Origin of the sequence: Bacillus australimaris, assembly GCF_001307105.1 — a bacterium.
GTDB lineage: Bacteria > Bacillota > Bacilli > Bacillales > Bacillaceae > Bacillus > Bacillus australimaris.
Genome location: NZ_LGYN01000006.1, coordinates 18,289 through 38,790, shown reverse-complemented (window position 1 = coordinate 38,790; position 20,502 = coordinate 18,289). Strand labels below are relative to the sequence as shown.

The following is a 20,502-nucleotide window of genomic DNA, read 5'->3' as shown; positions in this document are numbered from 1 at the left end:
TTTAAAAGATGAATATGCTTTGTCAGAAACGGAACAGAAAGCTACAATGGCATTGTACGCTGAAATGATGAATGCGACAAATGATGGAAAAGCGATTTCGCCTATGAATTTTGACAAGAAAGCGTATCAAAATAGCGAAATCTACAAGGCAAAAAGCGATATTGAGAAGCAAACTTCTGAATATCTGAAAATCAAAAAAGAACAAGAAGAAGCCCGAGAGATTGCAAAAGAACAAGAAGCGCTCGCCAACCGTCCTTGGTATGAAAAAGCGCTCGATTACGGTGGAAATATCGTAAATGAACTGACTGGTGTGAACGATGCAAAACGTGCCGCAACAGGTGTTGATCCAATCACAGGCGAGGAACTCACCGCAGGCCAGCGAGTCGCCGCAGGCGGTATGACAGCAGCCGGTTACATCCCAATCGTCGGCTGGGCAGGCCGCATTTTCAAAGGCGGAAAGGCTGTCTATAAAACCACCCAAGCCACATCAGCCGCAGTCAGGGCAGTCGACATCTACAAGACATCACAAAAATCCTTTGACGCCCTGAAAACATCACAAAAAGGATTATATGGGCTCACCGCCACTAACGGTTTCAGCGAAGCAATCACAGGCCGAGACATGTTTGGAAATAAGATCTCGAAAGAACAGCAGGAAGCGAGTATGAATGCGGCGTTGGGGATGCTTTTGCCGTTTGGAGCGAAAGGGTTTCATGGTAAAATGGGGGTTAAGGGTAATAAGATAGATTCTGATACAATAAAAAAATATATTAGAGATATAGAAGGCCGAACAGGCAGAGAGTTACCTAAAAACCAAACACAGAAGTTGAAGGAAGCCTTAAGAAATAAAGAATATAAAAAAATGTCACCAATAGAAACAGCTAAGCATAGAGCAGAATTTGATAAAGTAAAAAATACAGTGATCAAAAAGTGGGAAGAAAATACTGGGCAAAAGTGGCCTGAGTATAATGAAAATGTTATTTCAGAAAAAACAGGTAAAATAATTAGGAAAAAAGGAGATAAATATGATGCTCATCATATAATTGAGAATACATTTGGAGGAGAACATGAATGGTGGAATATGCATCCTGCAAAATTCCCAAATGAGCATCAAGCTGGTATTCATGGAAAAGGTTCACCAGCAAACGAACTATTTAAAGGAGGTAAAAAATAATGGGATACGAATCTATAAAGGCAAATCAAGAAAATAGTTTTCATCCAGTAACTGAAAATGAAATAAAAGAGGTTGAGAAGGAACTTGATTTAAAATTTCCTAAAGAGTTAGTTAATTTTTATATAGAGGTTGGGTATGGGTTTATTAAAGGTTCAGAGTTTAATATCAATCGTATTATGGATCCTTATTCCGTAAGAGATTTTCGATTAAGAGTTAATGATTTTGAGTTTTATCCTGATATAGAAATCTATGATGAATTTGAAAATAACAAACTAATATTTTTTGAAGGTAGTGAATCAGCTTTAATGTCAATTGAATTGAATGAAAAGAATAGCAGTCCGGTTTACTATTATGATATTCAAATTGCGACTTCTCTTGAACAATTTTTAAGAAAAATAGAAGAAAATGATAAATATTACTTGGAGTTACTAGTTGATTAAAAAAATAAAACGCATACCTTGATTGGCTAAATTCCTTTCAAGGTTTTTTGTGTTATTGGCTTTTATAGTGAGTGTTTTTTGAATGAGGGATACTTTACATCTTTTTCTTTGATATAGATGAGAAATTCCTTTGAAAAAAGTATAGATGTTAAACAGACAAGCCACTTTAACGGCGAACTTTTTCATAAGAAAATAATGTTGGTAAAAGAAAAACATCCTCTAATAATGCATAGAGAATGCTGCTCTGTTTACAAGAGGAAATAATTTTAACTTATTTGTTCAATCAAATTCACAAATTCGAGTTCAATATTCCCCTTTAATTTTAAAAAATGACCCACGAATCGTTCCAGCTAGTTTAGACTTCTGCCTAGCAAATTTAAATTTCCCTTCTAATTCCTTTGGTACTTCCATCCCTTCAGAAAGCTTAAAACCAACAGCGCGTTTTTTCGGGTCATCCACTGTATACAGGACGTTAATTGCAAGACCATCCTCATAAAAGACGTAGGTCCATTTGATATTTTCCACTTGAAAACTTGCCGTTTCTAAAGGTTTGGCTGCAAACTCTAGTTCACGTTCTTCTTTTAACACTCGGTTTACATAATCAAGGGTCTCCTGACTTTCGCTAGCAGGTAATACTGTAAATTCATACTTATATTTATTCATAAAGTAACGAGCCTCATTCGCTCTTAAGCCCGCAAGTGCTTCTGCTACAGGTGAAGACTCTAAACCAGTCGTAGACACATGTTTAAAATCAACGATATAAGTCATTTCTATCCCTCCATATCCTTCTTATTTCCGTACAACAGGAATCCACATCTCACCCAGTAATAAGTCGTTTCGCTGTCCCATTTCTACCACTGCATTTGGTCCACCAACATAGGCAAAATTCTTTGCTTCAGGCAAGACTTGACCAAATGCAATTCATCAGCGGTTTTAGCTTCCCCTTTAACGATTAGATATTCCCCTTTAGGAAATTGAATCACTCTGTCCGCTTCTGGTAACGATTCCTCTGTCATGACCCCGACATAATGCATCAGCTTATTATTTACCGCTTCGTTTACGATAAAAATATAGTCATTTGTGGCAATGGCTTTTAAGGTGTCAAGCTGACCTTCTTGGTTGACTGCTTGCCAAAAGTCTGCTTTTTCCTTCGTTATACCCGCATAGTCTGTGTAATGACTCTTAAGTTCAGTTCCAATACCTAACACGTGAAAGCTGTCTTTTTCTTCTAGTATATATTCTGCCATATTCAACACTTCCTTTTCGAAAAATGAACCAAGTGATTCTGTCTTTTCACTTGATAGGTATATAATAGGCTTAAACCATGTCAAAAAATGATACTGTTTAGGGGGACCAGATGAAAAAAGTTGAACGGATTAATACCATCATGCGGTATATTAACAACCGCGCCAACTTTACAATTTCTGAAATCATGAGAGAATTTCATATCTCTCGTTCGACAGCAATTAGAGACATCAGAGAAATTGAAGCTATGGGGATGCCGCTTGTCGCAGGAGTCGGAAGGGGCGGGGGATATTTTGTTATGAACAACTCTGTCCTGCCAACTGTTCGTTTTACCGATAATGAGATTAAAGCTCTTTTTATTGCCTTTATGGCCAGGAGAAACCAACAACTCCCTTATTTAAAGAGTCGCCAGTCTTTAGCTGAAAAATTACTAGGACTCATCTCAGAAACCCAGCAAGATGACCTTACTCTTTTAAATCGCCTCTTGCTATTTGAAGGGACTAACCCGAATAATCCTGATTTGCTTGATTTGTCCGATCTCCCTCATCCCATGTTAGAAAAATTAATCCAGCTGCTTATTTTGGATCGATATTTACTGATTACCATTAGAGAGGGGAAAGTGATAAAGTCCTATCCTATTTACCTCTTGAACCTTTATCGTGAAAAAAGCCTGTGGCTGATTGAAGGCTTTGATTTAAAGGAAGAGAAGAAACGGATTTTGCCTGTCGACAATCTCACAGATGTAGAACCATGCTCTACAAATATTAAATTAAGCAGGAAAAAAATTTTAGAAAAACTAAGTAAGCAGGAGGAAGTAATCAACCTTGTCCTTGAACTTGGTCCGAAGGCAATTGCACAGTTCAAAAAATACCATCCTTTAAGAATGTCAATTTCTTATACGAACCCTTACCAAACTACAGCCATTCTAAAGACTTTTATCAATGTTAATCAATCAGAAGAAATAACCGAGATAACAAATTGGCTATTTTTTCCATCAAAGGATATCAAGGTCAGGGAAATGCCTATAGAAATCTTGGAAAGTTTACAAGAGAGACTACTCCTATATTGTCCATAATCAATGCTTGTTAGAACTCATATTCGATACATCACGGTGAGCCGTATCACCAATAGTGGTAAAGCAGAAAGGTGAAGTGGTATTTTGATAAAGAGTCGATTCACAAAATTCATGCTCCAAGTTTCAAACAAAATCGTCAATGAACCACCAATCTTATTCCCATGCTTCTTTTAATAAACAAATACCCCTTTCGATTTGTTCAAGAGAAAGGTTTGCGAAACCGAGCAGTATGTGAGGTAGTACAGGTGGATTTTCGATAAATAAATGACTTGTTGGATAAACTTTAACATGCTGTTGAAGGGCTTTTTCAATTAATTCTTTTTCGGTATAGGGAGTGTGTATACGTAACATGATATATAATCCTGCATTGTCACCAATGATCTCAATTTGTTTTCCAAATAAAAGTTGAACTTGTTGAACCAATAAGTTCATTTTCCTTTTATAAGTATTGCGCATACGTTTAATATGCTTTGTCCATTCCCCGCTTTTCATAAATTCAGTCATGGTCAGTTGATGTAATAAAGAAGCATTATGTTCGAAGTGTTGAAATTCTCTCATATAGATATTGATTAATGAATCAGGTAAAGCCATATATGCCAATCGTATAGATGGTAGAAATGCTTTTGAAAACGTACCAAAATAAATGACATGTTCAGCATCTAAAGAAGCTAAAGCAGGAAAGGGTTTTTGGCCATATCGAAATTCTCCATCGTAATCATCCTCTAATATGAAACCGTTATTTGATCGTACCCATTGAATCAATTCAAGTCTTTGTTGAATCGATAGTGCAGTACCAGTAGGATATTGGTGTGAAGGTGTTATGTACAATAATTTCCCGCTTTTATTTACGAGTGAGTCCAATAATACACCCTGTTTGGATGCAGGAATACTTTCAATCTCAAATCCATGTAAATGACAGACCTCCCGTACACCGCTATAACCAGGGTTTTCAACAATCATACTAGAAAAACGTTCTTTTAATAGAAACCCTAAATACAATAGCAGCTGCTGTGTATTACTTCCAACAATCATGTTTTGGGGATTAATGATTATACCTCTCGCTTGAAATAAGTAATCAGCCAATTCTTGTTTAAATTCCGGCTCTCCAAAAGGATATCCATATTGAAAGCTAATGGATTGCTGCAGCACTTTGTTAGAAATTTGCCGCCAAACTTTTAAAGGGAATTGTTCCTCATCAACAGCACTTACTTTGAAATCAACGAAATCGATCGATTGTGTTGGTTTAGTTCTAGGTACTTCTGGAATAGGGGTGTGAAGAAATATTGGTTCAAATTTATTGACAGTATAGCCTTTACGCACATTGGCTTGAATGTAACCTTCAGCTAATAATTGATCATATGCTTGCAATGTTGTATGACGACTAACACCTAAGTCATTTGCTAGTGAACGAATAGAAGGAAGATTTTCTCCTGTTTTTACCTTTCCCTCCTCGATTAATTTCTTAAATTGCTCATAAATTTGTTTATATTTTGGTTGATTGGCACTGAAGGGGAAAATATAATGTTTCATCTTTTTATTCCTCCCTTCTGACATTTAATAAAGTGTAAATCTGTACATTTTCACATGTCAGAATATCGATTATTATACTACTAATTGATATGAAAGGGGATAGAAGAGTGGATATAGTAAGAGCTAATGAAAATGACTTAAAGCAAGTTGCGGTTCTGTTTGATCAATATCGCCAATTTTATAAGCAACTTTCAAATGTAGAAGGTGCTTATCATTTTCTAGCGGAACGATACCGTAAACAAGAGTCTATTTTGTTTGTTGCAAAGGAAGATGAACAATATTTAGGATTTGTCCAATTGTATCCAACATTTTCATCTGTTGCGATGAAAGATGCGTTCATTTTAAATGATTTGTTTGTTATACAAGATTCTCGTCAAAAGGGAATAGGTCAGCAATTGATGGAAAAAGCATTTTCATTTGCAAACGATAAAGGAGCTCGATTTATCAGTCTAGAAACAGCGACTTCTAATACAAAAGCACAACAATTGTATGAAAAAATGGGGATGATAATAGATTCTTCAACTCAGCACTATATTTATTATTGGGATTGAACATAGAAGAATGGAGGTTTAGGTATGTCAGGAAGAAAACGGTTAAAGATTTAATAAAATCCGGTCAAAAAGTGAAAATGCTTTGTAAGAGATGGAGCGGCAAGCTACAATGGCATTGTACGCTGAAATGATGAATGCGACAAATGACGGAACAGAGATTTCTATGAATTTTGATAAGAAAAACATTGAAAAAAACACAAAAAGATTTTAGATAAAGGGGGTAATTTTTTTGAATTCTTATGATGAAGATCTAATAAAGGATTTGGAATTAAAAGACCTTCTTAAAAGTGTCAAAGTACATAAAAATCCAGAAATTTATTTAGATGTAATAGAACAAAAATTTGAATTTGCTGGTTCAAAAATAGATTGGTTACAAACCAATAAACATCATAGTAAGAGCTCAAATAATGAATCGTTACTTCCTGATGCTCTTCTATTTATAACTGAACTAAAAGAAAAATATTTAGATAATGACTTACAAGTAATATATATAGGGGATAACCTTACAGAGTTTGGCTACCAGTTTGAATTAAAACATTTAGAAGAGTTACTAGTCTATTTTTTAGATATCCCACAGCACCACTACTTTATATCATTAGAAGGTGATTGGTGTATTTGTATTTCATATGAAAACTATTTGGATTTCGGTTTTAGTTTAAATAAGGAAGAATTTTAAGTGTCACGTATAGAAAAAAAGATGATAAGACATGAAAAAAACTTGACTGGCTTTATACCATTCAAGTTTTTTTGCGTTTATTGACCTTCAAACTGAGAAAACTTTTTACTATGTAGATCATCGTATGATAGAGATAAGCAGCATGATTTCCAATTCTGAAGAGAAGGGGCTTTTTCCGTTGCTCAAAAAAGATGAAAAACCGGCAAAACAAAAAAAATTGGTTAAAACTAGGAATGGCGATCCGCTTTATCTAGATCATGCTTCAACATGATTGAAATCACCTCAGTAAAAAATAAGATGAAACATTTTCTTTTTTACGCAACTTTACTAAAAACCCTAAAACTTCACCAAAACACACCCAGGAACAAAATCAAAATCACAAATCCATAATTGAAAGCGCTTTATTAATATGTTATCCTTCAAATATCTTTAGTAAATATTTAGTCAAATAACCATGAGGAGTTTGCCTATGACCACACTTAAAGATATTGCTCATGATGCAAAAGTATCCGTTTCTACAGTTTCCCGTGTGTTAAATGGCGATCAAACGCTTGCCGTTTCACACGCAACGAGACAAAACATCCTCGACATTGCTAAGAGGTTAAACTATACCCCAGTAAGAGCAAGAAAAGCTGATCCAGCAGAAGAAAAAAGCCCATCTGAATCCCCAGTCATCGGTATCGTTGTCGCTCAATCCATTGACGAAGAATTAAATGATCCCTTTTTTTCATCGATTCGAAAAGGAATTGAAAAAGAATATGCCAAACAAGGCTTGTCCACTCTCCATACCTTTCGCCTAAGAAGCATGGATCAAGGGGCGATGCTAAAGGATATTGACGGTTTGATCGTCATTGGACGAATCAGCCCAGAAACGGTTGAAAAAATGACAAACCGAATGGAGCACATTGTTTTTATCAATCATTATGCGGATGAAGATTTGTATGATTGTGTACATGTTGATTTTGTCAAAGCGGCAGATCGTGCCATTCGTCATCTGCAATCTCTCGGCTATACACACCTTGGCTATATTGGAGGGAAAGAACGGGAGCATTATTTCGAAGGAAATGCTGTGATTGAGGATGAAAGACAAACGACGTTTATGAAAAGAATGCAGGAGGCGGGAGCTCTTCATTTGGATGACATTCACATTGGTGAATACTCCATGCAGGAAGGCTATACGCTTATGCAGCAAGCCATCAAAAAAGGGAAACTGCCTCAAGCCTTTTTCATTGGAAGTGACTCTATGGCGATCGGGGCAATGCGTGCTCTACACGAAGCCGGTCTACGCGTGCCTTCGGATGTATCCATTGTTGGGTTTAATGACATTGAAGCGGCTTCATTTTCAAGCCCGCCGCTCACAACCGTCAAAGTATATACAGAAGAAATGGGGGAAGTTGGCCTGAAGCTTTTGCTTGAGCGAATAAACGGAAGAAAACTTCCTCTAAAAGTCGTCGTGCCCACAAAACTCATCGAACGAGGCAGTACATGTCTCATCCATGAAAGGGGGTGAATCATCATTTCAGCACACAAAAAGAGACAAAAAAGCAGAAAGCAAGCTGCTCCGCAAGATGGCCAGATCATGCGGAATACAAGGCAGCCTGCCAGTATGCCCTCTTGTCCCTTTGAAAAGAATAGAATTCCAGTATAATGGACTTCTTTTGTTTCCGCAACTGCATGAATTCTACCGATTATCGTCTGAATTTTCAGTGATTAAAAGGAGGAAACCATGAATAAAAAAATCATGCTACTGACTGTGGCCTTTGTCTTGACTATGATTTTGTCTGCTTGCGGCAATAACGGCACTTCTGAAGCAAATGGAAAGGTCACCTTGACGCTATTTTCAACGATGAGCAACAGCGGAGAAAGAAAAGCGTTTGAAGAAGTGATTCGTGAGTTTGAAAAGGAGCATCCACAGATTCGAATTGATGCCAATTTCCCAGGCAATAGCTATGAAGATATGATCCGCGTGAAAATGGGGGCAAACGATATGCCAGACCTGTTTGATACACATGGCTGGGCCAAACTGCGCTATAGCGAGTATGTGGCTGATTTAAAAGAGATGGATTGGGTCAAACAGCTTGATCCTTCACTCGACCAGATTCTAAAAGACCAAGATGGCAAAGTGTACGCTTATCCACTGAATCAAGCAAAAGACGGGCTTAGCTTTAATGCCAATCTATTAAAAAAATATGGTATTGACGTCCCTAGAACGCTAGATGAACTAAAATCTGCTTTGTTGACAGTGAAGGAAAAAAGCAAGGGAGATGTTGTGCCGCTCTGGATACCAGGAGGAGATAACTCAAATATCGCCCAAGTTTTTGATGAGCTGGCGACTCCATTACTCATTACCGATCAAAAACATCCATACGGAGAAGAACTTGAAAACGGATCATTTGATTGGTCTCTCTATACACCGCTTGCACAATTCATGAAAGATTTGAAGGATCAAGACCTTTTAAACAAAGATGTGCTCACAGCGAAACTATCCCAAGCACCGGAACTCATGGCGCAAAACAAAATCGCTTTCACCTTTGTGGGTGGTTCTCTAGGACCTGATGCGACAGAACTCAATCAATCGATCAAAGTAGGCACAATGCCTGTTCCATCTATTCACGAAGGAGATGAGCAAAGCTGGATTGGCGGAGAACGTTTTACAGTCGCTGCTTGGAAAGATTCTAAACATCTAAAAGAAGCAAAACAATTCATCGACTTTTTAGCAAAGCCTGAAAACGTGAAAAAAATTGCCGAGGGCACATCCTCTGAAACAGCTCTAAAGCAAGTGAAAGCGAAAAACTATTACTCTACGTTTTACGATCAATACGAAAAGATAAAGATAGAACCGTATTTCGATCGAAAATACTTACCAAGCGGAATGTGGGCGGTTATGGCAACAACAGGGCAAGAACTATTAGCAGGCTCCATCACACCAGAACAGTTATCAAAGAAAATGGAAGAGGAATATAAACGTCTGAAAAAACAATAGCCCACTGATGCTGAAACAGGAGTGAAGCCGATGAGCGACATCACAAAAGCAAAACAGCCAGCAGCATTCACCGCTTTACCAAAACAGAAGAGACAAAAAAGCCAGAATTCTTCGCTTTGGTGGATGTACATGCCAGCTGTTCTCGTGGTCAGTACCTTTATCATTTATCCCTTTTTGAACGGCATTCAGCTTTCTTTTACAAATTGGAACGGGTTCTCACAAACTTATGAGTGGGTTGGCCTCGATCAATATAAACGGCTGGTTCAGGATCAAGCGACATGGCTTGTTGTCAAAAACACGCTTCTTTACGGAATCGGGAGCACAATCTTTCAAAATATCATCGGACTTGGATATGCTCTTTTATTAAATCAAAGCTTAAAGATGCGTGCGATCACAAGAACCATCATCTATTTACCTGTCATGATCAGTCCGATTGCCATGGGCTATATTTGGTATTTTGTGTTTGCTTACCAAGGCGGTGCCTTGAACGATGTGGTGACGCTTTTTGGATTTGATCAAATGAATGCACTTGGCAATCCGCAATTAAACACATGGATCATTGTGTTTGTCAACACATATCAGTTCGTCGGAATTGCGATGATCATTTATTTAGCAGGACTTCAAAGTATTCCTAAGGATTATTATGAAGCGGCACAATTAGACGGTGCATCAAGCCTTCAGCAATTCAGGCGAATCACACTGCCGCTGCTTATGCCGTCAATCACCATTAATGTTGTGCTGAATGTCATTGGCGGGCTCAAACTCTTTGATGTCATTGTGGCACTCACGGGAGGTGGACCTGGGGATTCTTCGCAATCGATGTCGACCTTTATGTATGATCTGTATTTCAAACGCCAGGATGCAGGCTATGCAGCAACGCAAGGGGTCTTCATGGCGGTCATTATCCTTGTTATTAGTGTGGCCGCCCTGATTTATTTCAAACGAAAGGAGACCGAGGTGTGATGGATAACGCCTTTAAACGCAAGAAGAGATGGTACACCTTGCTCGCCCTTTTGATTACATTGCTTCACCTCATACCATTTTATATCTTGGTAACGACATCATTAAAGGGAATGGGGGATTTTAGTTCAAAATGGCTGTTTCCGAAAGTGCTGCATATTGAAAATTTCCGAATTGCTTGGACAGAGGCTCAGCTTGGCCAGTCCTTTTTGAATACAGTCATCATTACGTTTAGCTCTGCTGTATTACTCATTATTTTGGGATCTCTTGCAGCCTATCCGCTCGCAAGAAGGGTGACAAAACTCAATCAAGCAGTCTATGTTTTATTCATTGCCATTATGGTCATTCCACCACTCACAGCCCTTGTTCCGCTCTATAAAATGGTCGTTCAAATTGGGATGATGAACACCTATCAAATGGCGATTTTAAACAATGTGGCAGCCTTTTTGCCGCTGACGATTTTCTTATACGCAGGCTTTATCCGGTCGACCATTCCAAAGGAGCTTGAAGAAGCTGCCCGTATTGATGGAGCTGGGACGCTGAGAGTTTTTTTCACTGTCGTTTTTCCGCTGCTAAAGCCGATTACCGCTTCTGTTTTAATCATCGCCTGCGTGTATATTTGGAACGACTATCAATTTGCCATTTTCTTTTTACAAGATAAAGAGATGCACACACTTACGGTCGCCTTATCCCATTTTTTTGGTCAAAATCAGCATCAGCTCCAGCTCGTCGGTGCGGCTGCACTCATGGCGATGCTGCCAATGGTCACGATGTTTTTACTTTTGCAAAAATATTTTATCGCAGGGCTTTCACAAGGCTCTGTCAAAGGATAGCCCAATATGGATGTAAAAAGGAGAATCGTCTATGTCTAAAATTACATTTATCGGTGCAGGGAGTACCGTGTTTGCTAAAAATATATTAGGAGATTGTCTGTTCGTTCCCGCCCTTGCCGGCTTTGAATTCGCGCTATATGATATCGACCACAACCGGCTGAAAGAATCTGAAACGATGCTCCAGCATTTAAAAGAGAACTACGGTGCGAACGTGACCATTCAGTCCTATCACAACCGGAAAGAAGCTTTACAGGATGCGAAATATGTCATCAATGCCATCCAGGTTGGAGGCTATCGGCCAAGTACCGTCATTGATTTTGCCATTCCTAAAAAATACGGGTTAAGGCAAACGATTGCAGATACGGTTGGCATCGGCGGCATCTTCCGCTCCCTTCGAACGATTCCTGTCATGCTTGACTTTGCAAAGGACATGGAAGAGGTTTGTCCAAATGCCTTATTGTTAAATTACACGAACCCAATGGCCACGCTGACAGGTGCGATGCTGCGCTATACTCGGGTTCAAACGGTAGGTCTTTGTCATAGTGTACAGGTGTGTACAAAGGATCTATTTGAATCACTTGAAATGGATCATGAAGGCATTGAAGAAAAAATTGCCGGCATTAATCATATGGCATGGTTATTAGAGGTGAAACGGGACGGAAAAGACTTGTATCCAGAAATCAAAAGAAGAGCAAAGGAAAAACAGCAATCGCGGCATCATGATATGGTTCGTTTTGAGCTGATGGATAAGTTCGGCTACTATGTCACAGAATCCTCAGAGCACAATGCCGAATACCATCCTTATTTCATTAAATCACGGTATCCAGAACTAATCGGTCAGTTTAACATTCCGCTTGATGAATACCCAAGGCGCTGTGAGGAACAAATCAACAACTGGAATACAATGAAGCATGACCTTGTGGGGAACACACAGATTACACATACTCGGTCTAAAGAATATGGTTCACGTATCATTGAAGCGATCGAAACGAACGTTCCCTTTAAATTTGGCGGAAACGTTCTGAACACAGGCGGACTCATTCATAACCTGCCTGAAAAAGCCTGTGTAGAAGTACCGTGTGTGGTAGATCGCAGCGGCATCATGCCATGCTATGTCGGAGAGATCCCTGAACAATTGGCTGGACTCAACAGAAGCAATATCAGTTCACAGCTGATGACAATAGAAGCAGCCATCAGCAGAAAAAAAGAGCACATTTATCAAGCGGCTTTACTTGATCCACACACAAGCGCTGAACTATCAATTGATGACACCATCAAATTATGTGATGAACTCATTGAAGCACATGGAGAGATGCTGCCAAATTATATTGAACCGAATCAATATGCCGCATCAACCAAATAACCAAGTTCTACCTGATGCACCGTGCATCAGGTTTTTTCTTATGCAGCAAAAAGAGAATTGACTGAAAGCATTTTTAATATTATAATTTTCTAAAGTTACTCAAAAGTTAACCAAAAGTATATCATAAATTTGTGACATCTTGTTGCCATATGTCACAAATAAACGAACCTAATTCGTGGTAAACAAAGGCTGACAGCCATTCATCTAATGATGTTTATCCCAACGTAAACCAAATTGGCCATTTGATTTAACAAAGAGTGTATACAGATGATTGCCCATTAGATGAGACAATGACGATACCTACACATCTTAAAAGCATGACATTCTTAAACAAAGAGGAGAGAGGGAACATGACCAAAACAGATGTAAAGACGTTGAAAAATTATATTGGCGGACAATGGATTGAGGCAGAAACAGGTCAAACGGAGGCAGTGTATAACCCCGCTACTGGCGACATCATCGCAGAAGTGCCGCTTTCAACAAAAACGGATGTCGAACGTGCGGTACAGGCAGCACAAGAAGCGTTTACCACTTGGTCTAAAACAGCTGTGCCCCGGCGTGCACGCATTTTATTTAAATACCAGCAGTTACTCGTTGAGAACTGGGATGAGTTGGCCGAACTCGTAACACTAGAAAACGGAAAAAGTATAGCTGAAGCAAAAGGAGAAGTGCAGCGCGGGATTGAATGTGTGGAATTTGCTGCAGGCGCACCGACCTTAATGATGGGAAAACAGCTTCCTGATATTGCAACCGGACTTGAATCGGGCATGTACCGTTATCCTATTGGCGTCATCGGCGGTATTACGCCATTTAACTTTCCGATGATGGTTCCATGCTGGATGTTCCCGCTTGCCATTGCCTGCGGAAATACGTTTGTCTTAAAACCTTCAGAGAGAACGCCTATTCTTGCGGCACGGTTAGCTGAGTTGTTTGAAGAAGCTGGTCTTCCAAAAGGTGTTCTCAACATTGTTAATGGGGCTCACGATGTCGTCAATGGACTGCTTGAACATCAAAAGGTCAAAGCCATTTCATTTGTCGGCTCTCAGCCAGTCGCAGAGTATGTCTATAAAAAAGGAACAGCACATGGCAAACGTGTCCAAGCACTTGCAGGCGCAAAAAATCACTCCATTGTTCTCAAAGATGCGGATTTAGATGCGGCAACAAAACAAATTATTGGGGCTGCCTTTGGATCAGCGGGAGAGCGCTGCATGGCCGCAGCCGTTGTCGCAGTGGAAGAAGAAGTGGCTGATGAGTTGATTCAAAAATTAGTGGCTGAATCAAACGAGCTCGTGATTGGAAACGGAATGAATAAAGACGTCTTTCTTGGTCCAGTCATTCGAAAGGAACATAAAGAACGAACGCTTCAATATATTCAGTCAGGGATTGAAGAAGGAGCAAGCCTCATTCGTGATGGTCGTCAAGATCACGAAACAAATGGAGAAGGGTATTTCGTCGGGCCGACGATCTTTGATCATGTCACAAATCAAATGAAAATTTGGCAGGACGAGATTTTCGCCCCAGTCCTATCAATTGTTCGTGTTTCTTCATTAGCGGAAGCGATTGACCTGTCCAATCAATCAAAATTTGCAAACGGCGCCTGCCTTTATACAGACAGTGCATCAAGCATCAGAGAATTTCGTGAAAACATTGAAGCGGGCATGCTCGGTGTAAACATCGGTGTACCCGCACCAATGGCGTTCTTTCCGTTTTCCGGCTGGAAGGATTCTTTCTACGGAGACTTGCATGCCAATGGAACAGACGGAGTGGAATTTTACACAAGAAAGAAAATGGTAACCGCTCGGTATATGTAAGCTACATGCCATGAATCATGAGAAAAAAATGCAGTTCCAACATGGGGACTGCATTTTTTGCTGTCTTCTAGTTAAAAAGTAAGGGTTTTCATCTCGATTCCAGCAGGGATTTGCACTAGAAATCATCCTTTATATTCATTCTTCATCAGCACCTATCCACATATTTTGAAATTGGGTCTAAACCCTAATATGCAGGAAGATGAAAACAGGAGGAAATGAAACGATGAAGACGAGGATGAAATGCGGTGTAGGTTTTTTGATTCTTGCTTTGGTACTAAGCTTTTTACCGGTATATGATGCGAGTGCAGCAAGCACAACAATTGCAAAACGAGTAGGAAATGCAAACCCGCTCATAGACCATCACTTGGGCGCTGATCCGTTTGCGCTCACCTATAACGGTAGAGTGTACATTTATATGTCGAGTGATGACTATGAATATCACAGCAACGGAACAATTAAGGATAATTCCTTTGCCAACTTGAATAGGGTCTTTGTCATCTCCTCAGCGGATATGGTGAACTGGACAGATCACGGGGCGATTCCAGTAGCCGGCGCAAATGGGGCAAATGGCGGCAAAGGAATTGCCAAATGGGCAGGTGCCTCCTGGGCTCCATCAGCAGCGGTGAAAAAGATCAATGGGAAGGATAAATTTTTCCTATATTTCGCTAACAGCGGCGGAGGGATTGGTGTGCTGACAGCAGACAGTCCGATCGGTCCATGGACAGATCCTATCGGAAAAGCGCTCGTCACGCCAAATACACCAGGAATGTCCGGTGTTGTATGGCTTTTTGATCCAGCCGTCTTTGTGGATGATGACGGGACCGGTTATCTATATGCCGGCGGAGGTGTTCCGGGCGGTTCTAACCCAACCCAGGGACAATGGGCCAATCCAAAAACAGCAAGAGTCCTGAAATTAGGACCTGATATGACAAGTGTTGCCAGCAGTGCATCGACCATTGATGCTCCTTTTATGTTTGAAGACTCGGGGATGCATAAGTACAACGGAACCTATTACTATTCCTATTGCATCAATTTTGGCGGCTCCCACCCAGCAGATAAACCACCTGGTGAAATTGGCTATATGACGAGCTCAAGTCCGATGGGTCCCTTTACGTATAAAGGACACTTCCTGAAAAATCCGGGTGCATTTTTTGGTGGCGGCGGTAACAACCATCATGCTGTGTTCAATTTTAAAAACGAGTGGTATGTCGTGTATCATACGCAAACAGTCAGCTCTGCCTTATACGGAGCAGGGAAAGGCTACAGATCTCCCCACATTAATAAGCTTGTGCATAATGCTGACGGTTCCCTTCGAGAGGTAGCAGCCAATTATGAAGGTGTAAAACAGCTATCCAATCTGAATCCGTATCAGCGGGTAGAAGCTGAAACATTTGCTTGGAATGGGCGCATTTTAACAGAGGCCTCCTCAGCCCCAGGCGGACCGGTCAATAACCAGCATGTCACAAACATTCAAAACGGAGATTGGGTGGCAGCCAGCAACGTCGATTTCGGATCAAACGGCGCAAGAACATTTAAAGCCAATGTAGCATCAAATGTAGGCGGAAAAATAGAAGTACGCCTTGGCAGTCCAGACGGCACACTCGTCGGAACACTAAATGTTCCTTCCACAGGCGGAACGAACAACTGGCGAGAAGTAGAAACGGCAGTAAACGGAGCAGCAGGCGTGCACAACGTATTTTTTGTCTTTACCGGAACAGGTGCAAACCTATTTCAATTTGATTCCTGGCAGTTTACTCAAAGGTAACGAAGGAAGACAAGATGATGGGAGAGTGGAAAAATTTGATGTCAATGATCAAAAAACCAATTTGTACGTTATTGATCTGCTTCATGATGCTGTCTGTTATGTTCATTGGACCTGGCGTAACTGAGGTTTCAGCAGCAGATGCCAATATTAATGTCAATGCGGAAAGACAAGTAATTCGCGGCTTTGGTGGAATGAACCACCCGGCTTGGATTGGTGATCTGACCGCACCTCAAAGAGAAACAGCCTTTGGAAATGGGCAGAATCAATTAGGATTTTCCATTCTAAGAATTTATGTAGATGAGAACAGCAATAATTGGCACAGAGAAGTCGCTACAGCCAAAAGAGCGATAGAGCATGGTGCTTTGGTGATCGCTTCACCTTGGAATCCTCCAAGCCATATGGTGGAGACCTTCAACCGTAATGGCACATCTGCAAAACGTCTGAGATCCAATCAATATGCCGCATATGCTCAGCATCTCAACAATTTCGTGACGTATATGAAGAATAATGGCGTCAATCTCTATGCCATTTCTGTACAAAATGAGCCCGATTATGCACACGAATGGACATGGTGGACGCCTCAGGAAATCCTGCGTTTCATGAGAGAAAATGCCGGCTCCATTAATGCGCGCGTGATTGCGCCAGAATCCTTTCAATACCTTAAAAATATATCAGATCCCATCCTAAACGATCCTCAGGCGCTTGGAAATATGGACATTCTCGGAGCCCATTTGTATGGAACCCAAATCAGTCAGTTTCCGTATCCTCTTTTCAAACAAAAAGGAGGGGGGAAAGAGCTGTGGATGACAGAGGTGTACTACCCGAATAGCGATAACAATTCAGCTGACCGCTGGCCTGAGGCGTTAGGGGTTTCAGAGCATATTCACCATTCGATGGTGGAAGGGGACTTTCAGGCATATGTTTGGTGGTACATCCGCAGATCCTACGGCCCTATGAAGGAAGATGGCCTGATCAGCAAGCGCGGTTATAACATGGCACATTTCTCGAAATTTGTGCGACCAGGATACGTCAGAATTGATGCAACGAAAACTCCTGAACCGAATGTTTTCGTATCAGCCTATAAAGGAAACAATCAGGTCGTCATTGTCGCAATTAATAAAAACAATGCAGGGGTCAATCAACACTTTGTGATGCAAAATGGAACTGCTTCGCAAGCGTCAAGATGGATCACGAGCAGCAACAGCAACCTTCAGCCTGGAACAGATTTAAACATATCAGGTAATCAATTTTGGGCTCATCTCCCGGCTCAAAGTGTGACAACATTTGTAGTTAAACGCTAAAATGACTCAAATCATCAAAAGCCAATTTTCTTTTTACATGAGAAAATTGGCTTTTTTTATGCAGATAGGAAGTTGTTTTTTTTCACTATGTACACACATTGGGTATAATAATGGCAATGACTTCAGGAGAGTGATCAATGTATGCCAAAGCTTCAAAGCAAAGTATTAATTATTGATGACGAAAAAGAAATTTTGGAATTAATCAATACTGTTTTAACAAGGGAAGGCATTGATCGCGTTATCACAGCTTCAACTGCTCATGATGGGCTCACGCAATTTCATCAAGAACAACCCGATCTCGTCATACTTGATATTATGCTGCCTGACGGTGAAGGCTATGATATTTGTAAACAAATTAGAGAGATCTCTCATGTTCCGATTATCTTTTTATCAGCAAAGGGAGAGGAATCAGATAAAATTGTAGGACTTGCCATCGGCGGTGATGACTACATTACAAAACCGTTCAGCCCAAAGGAAGTCGCCTACCGGGTGAAAGCGCAGCTAAGACGAGTCTCATACCTGCAGCCATCTCAAGGTAGTCCCGTGATAAAAAAAGGGCCGTTTGAATTAGACGAGCAGCAAGCAGAACTCACTAAAAATGGAGCAGTTATCGAGCTCACGCCGAAAGAACTTATGCTAATGACCTATTTCTTGCAGCACCCGAACCGTGTCATTAGCAAAGAAACGCTTTATCAAACCGTTTGGGGAGAAGACTTCTTCGGTTCCGACAATACGGTGATGGTTCATATACGAAGACTTCGGGAAAAAATAGAAACTTCTCCGTCAACACCAGAATTTCTCGTCACAGTCAAAGGGCTTGGCTATAAATTTGTTGTAAAGGATGCGTAAGGATGAAATGGCGATTAACAGGCAGATATATGGTCTCTGTCATTATCGTGACTATTATCACGGTCTTTATCAACTTATTCGGATTCATGATATGGCTTGTACTGCAAGCAAGCAGCCAGCATAGCGGAGAAAATACGCCCGAAACGTTCACAAGATCATTTGAACAATACGTCACTTTTTCTGATCAAGGAATTACCGTAAAAAAAGAAGGAAAGAGAGCTTTAAAACAACAGAATGCATGGATTCAAATTTTAGACGAAAATGGAAAAGACGTGTATCATGCGCAGGCACCGAAAGGATTAAAGAACAAATATACACCGATAGAAATCGTAAATTTACATAAATATAAAGATAAGCAATTATTATCGACCATTTATGCCGGCGAAAAAAAAGGGAAGGGCAGAGAATACAGCTACTTTATCGGATTTAAGGACCCTTCCATCGGAAAATATCTATTCTCCTTTAACACGAGGGACTTAGTGACAAGATTCAATGTCGGGACGATGATTTTATTATCAGTAGATGCCATCATTGCGTTACTCATTGGTTACCTATTCAGCCGGCAGCTCACAAAACCGCTCGGCCGTGCCATTCATGGGATTCAGCGACTGGCAAACGGAGATTACACAACAAATCTGCCAGCTAAGGGGATCTATAAAGATGTCTTCTCTAATGTCAATCACTTATCAAAGCAGCTCGCTTCAAGCAAAAAAGAAAAAGACAAATTAGAGCAAATGCGGGAAGAATGGATCAGTCATATTTCTCATGATATTAAAACGCCACTAGCTTCTATTCAAGGCTATGCTGAAATTATCAAAGATTCAAACCATCCTCTTTCAAAGCAAGAAATCAGGCATTACGCGGGCATCATTGAAAATAAATCATTGTATATCAAAGATGTCATGGAGGATCTTAATTTAACAACAAGGCTGAAAAATAACAGCGTCATGCTGAATAAAGAGCTAGTCAACATTGTGTCATTGCTGCGGGAAACGTTAATTGATATTTTAAACGATTCAAGATATGCCGATCAAACGATTGAGTTTCAAACGAATGTAGACAAGCTCATGCTGAATATTGATAAGATTCTTATTCGAAGAGCGGTCACCAATCTTATATTTAACGCCCTCGTTCACAATGGCCCTGATGTCTCAATCATTGTACAGCTTGAACAAAAAGAAAAAACCCATATCACAATTACAGACAATGGAAAAGGAATAGAACAGGAAGAGCTAGAAAAAGTGTTTGACCGCTATTATAGAGGGACGAATACAGAAGTTTCACATGCAGGTTCTGGTCTTGGGATGGCCATCGCAAAGGATATTATCGTCAAGCACGGCGGGGATATCACGATTCACAGCAGTCTAGGTAAAGGAACAACCATTGACATTCAAATACCAACCTAAACAAAAAAAGCGGTTCTGATTACACAGAACCGCTTTTTTCACCTATTATTCCGAAAACACTTTGATCCCTTTGACAATGTTCCAAATGAAGAAGTAGATTGCGACAAGGAATGTCACAGCATATGTCGCTAGCAAGAAAGGCCCTGCATGGCTGATATCGTTCATACCAAGTAAACCTGAACCGAGGATGCCTATGCCAAAAATCAAATAAGGAATGACATGTGTCCATAATGATTTTTTCGCATGATATTTCACTTCGCCCTGACCTAAGAAATAGACGATCACCGGAAACAAAAACGGTGCAAAAAAGATACTAAAGTAACATAATGAAGACAAGATTTTATTTTCTCTCAAAACGTTTCACCTCTATGATTTATTAACTACAAACCCATTGTACTACCTCAACCTTAACCTGTATTAATGCGAACCTTACAGCAACCTTAAAAATGCTTCGCTTTTAAAACGATGCATAATATAGGTATTTTCATCTAGTTTACCGAAAAAAATAGTTGACTTTGGTTTGTCCTGTGTTTACAATAAAGT

General features: G+C 40.1%; 18 protein-coding genes and 1 pseudogene. 15 read left to right on the top strand and 4 right to left on the bottom strand.

Annotated elements, in window-relative coordinates; translation table 11 throughout:
- Both AKG37_RS18730 and AKG37_RS05955 read left to right on the top strand, forming a co-directional pair.
- Window positions 1-1,171: pre-toxin TG domain-containing protein (locus AKG37_RS18730; protein WP_237697645.1), on the top strand; the 1,171-nt coding region annotated here is incomplete at its 5' end.
- On the top strand, window positions 1,171-1,611 hold the full coding sequence (locus AKG37_RS05955; RefSeq protein ID WP_060697978.1) for an SMI1/KNR4 family protein: 441 nt from the start codon (window positions 1,171-1,173) through the stop codon (window positions 1,609-1,611). The genes AKG37_RS18730 and AKG37_RS05955, both read left to right, overlap by 1 nt.
- Window positions 1,612-1,914: 303 nt before the next feature.
- Here AKG37_RS05955 and AKG37_RS05945 read toward each other — a convergent pair whose 3' ends face one another.
- Window positions 1,915-2,379 (bottom strand): hypothetical protein, encoded by a 465-nt coding sequence (locus tag AKG37_RS05945; protein WP_060697976.1) that lies wholly within the window; start codon window positions 2,377-2,379, stop codon window positions 1,915-1,917.
- A gap of 21 nt (window positions 2,380-2,400) precedes the next feature.
- Window positions 2,401-2,858 (bottom strand): annotated as a pseudogene (locus AKG37_RS05940) (GyrI-like domain-containing protein).
- 110 nt (window positions 2,859-2,968) lie between these two features.
- Here AKG37_RS05940 and AKG37_RS05935 point away from each other — a divergent pair.
- A complete protein-coding gene (locus AKG37_RS05935; RefSeq protein ID WP_060697975.1) occupies window positions 2,969-3,931 on the top strand; it encodes a helix-turn-helix transcriptional regulator in 963 nt (320 codons plus the stop codon).
- 153 nt (window positions 3,932-4,084) lie between these two features.
- Here the strand turns inward: AKG37_RS05935 and pdxR are convergent, their stop codons facing one another.
- On the bottom strand, window positions 4,085-5,461 hold the full coding sequence (gene pdxR, locus AKG37_RS05930; protein ID WP_060697974.1) for a MocR-like pyridoxine biosynthesis transcription factor PdxR: 1,377 nt from the start codon (window positions 5,459-5,461) through the stop codon (window positions 4,085-4,087).
- 107 nt (window positions 5,462-5,568) lie between these two features.
- Here pdxR and AKG37_RS05925 point away from each other — a divergent pair, with 107 nt between their 5' ends.
- The 12 genes from AKG37_RS05925 to AKG37_RS05870 all read left to right on the top strand — a co-directional run bounded on the left by AKG37_RS05925 (window position 5,569) and on the right by AKG37_RS05870 (window position 19,959).
- Window positions 5,569-6,012 (top strand): GNAT family N-acetyltransferase, encoded by a 444-nt coding sequence (locus tag AKG37_RS05925; protein WP_060697973.1) that lies wholly within the window; start codon window positions 5,569-5,571, stop codon window positions 6,010-6,012.
- 229 nt (window positions 6,013-6,241) lie between these two features.
- On the top strand, window positions 6,242-6,688 hold the full coding sequence (locus AKG37_RS05920; protein WP_060697972.1) for a hypothetical protein: 447 nt from the start codon (window positions 6,242-6,244) through the stop codon (window positions 6,686-6,688).
- A 469-nt stretch (window positions 6,689-7,157) separates the two neighbouring features.
- Complete coding sequence (locus tag AKG37_RS05915) at window positions 7,158-8,198, top strand: LacI family DNA-binding transcriptional regulator (protein WP_060697971.1); 1,041 nt, start codon at window positions 7,158-7,160, stop codon at window positions 8,196-8,198.
- A gap of 216 nt (window positions 8,199-8,414) precedes the next feature.
- Complete coding sequence (locus AKG37_RS05910; RefSeq protein WP_060697970.1) at window positions 8,415-9,671, top strand: ABC transporter substrate-binding protein; 1,257 nt, start codon at window positions 8,415-8,417, stop codon at window positions 9,669-9,671.
- Between the two features lie 30 nt (window positions 9,672-9,701).
- Window positions 9,702-10,634 (top strand): carbohydrate ABC transporter permease, encoded by a 933-nt coding sequence (locus tag AKG37_RS05905; RefSeq protein ID WP_060697969.1) that lies wholly within the window; start codon window positions 9,702-9,704, stop codon window positions 10,632-10,634.
- A complete protein-coding gene (locus tag AKG37_RS05900) occupies window positions 10,634-11,464 on the top strand; it encodes a carbohydrate ABC transporter permease (RefSeq protein ID WP_060697968.1) in 831 nt (276 codons plus the stop codon). The genes AKG37_RS05905 and AKG37_RS05900 overlap by 1 nt, the downstream gene beginning before the upstream one ends.
- Window positions 11,465-11,495: 31 nt before the next feature.
- A complete protein-coding gene (gene melA / locus AKG37_RS05895; protein ID WP_060697967.1) occupies window positions 11,496-12,827 on the top strand; it encodes an alpha-glucosidase/alpha-galactosidase in 1,332 nt (443 codons plus the stop codon).
- A gap of 350 nt (window positions 12,828-13,177) precedes the next feature.
- The gene (locus AKG37_RS05890) at window positions 13,178-14,638 is read left to right on the top strand and encodes a CoA-acylating methylmalonate-semialdehyde dehydrogenase (RefSeq protein ID WP_060697966.1); all 1,461 of its coding nucleotides are present in this window, start codon (window positions 13,178-13,180) and stop codon (window positions 14,636-14,638) included.
- Between the two features lie 223 nt (window positions 14,639-14,861).
- Window positions 14,862-16,403, top strand: coding sequence for a glycoside hydrolase family 43 protein (locus tag AKG37_RS05885; protein WP_060697965.1), 1,542 nt, complete (start codon window positions 14,862-14,864; stop codon window positions 16,401-16,403).
- 35 nt (window positions 16,404-16,438) lie between these two features.
- Entirely contained in the window at window positions 16,439-17,704 is a 1,266-nt protein-coding gene (xynC, locus tag AKG37_RS05880; protein WP_060697980.1) for a glucuronoarabinoxylan endo-1,4-beta-xylanase XynC, read from the top strand.
- Between the two features lie 141 nt (window positions 17,705-17,845).
- Window positions 17,846-18,553 carry a response regulator transcription factor gene (locus tag AKG37_RS05875; RefSeq protein ID WP_060697964.1) on the top strand — a complete coding sequence of 236 codons (708 nt, stop codon included), beginning with the start codon at window positions 17,846-17,848 and terminating at the stop codon, window positions 18,551-18,553.
- 2 nt (window positions 18,554-18,555) lie between these two features.
- Window positions 18,556-19,959, top strand: a complete 1,404-nt coding sequence (locus AKG37_RS05870) for a HAMP domain-containing sensor histidine kinase (RefSeq protein WP_060697963.1) — start codon at window positions 18,556-18,558, stop codon at window positions 19,957-19,959.
- Window positions 19,960-20,004: 45 nt separating this feature from the next.
- Here AKG37_RS05870 and AKG37_RS05865 read toward each other — a convergent pair whose 3' ends face one another.
- Window positions 20,005-20,313, bottom strand: coding sequence for a magnetosome magnetite crystal formation protein family (locus AKG37_RS05865; RefSeq protein WP_060697962.1), 309 nt, complete (start codon window positions 20,311-20,313; stop codon window positions 20,005-20,007).
- Window positions 20,314-20,502: the final 189 nt, after the last annotated feature.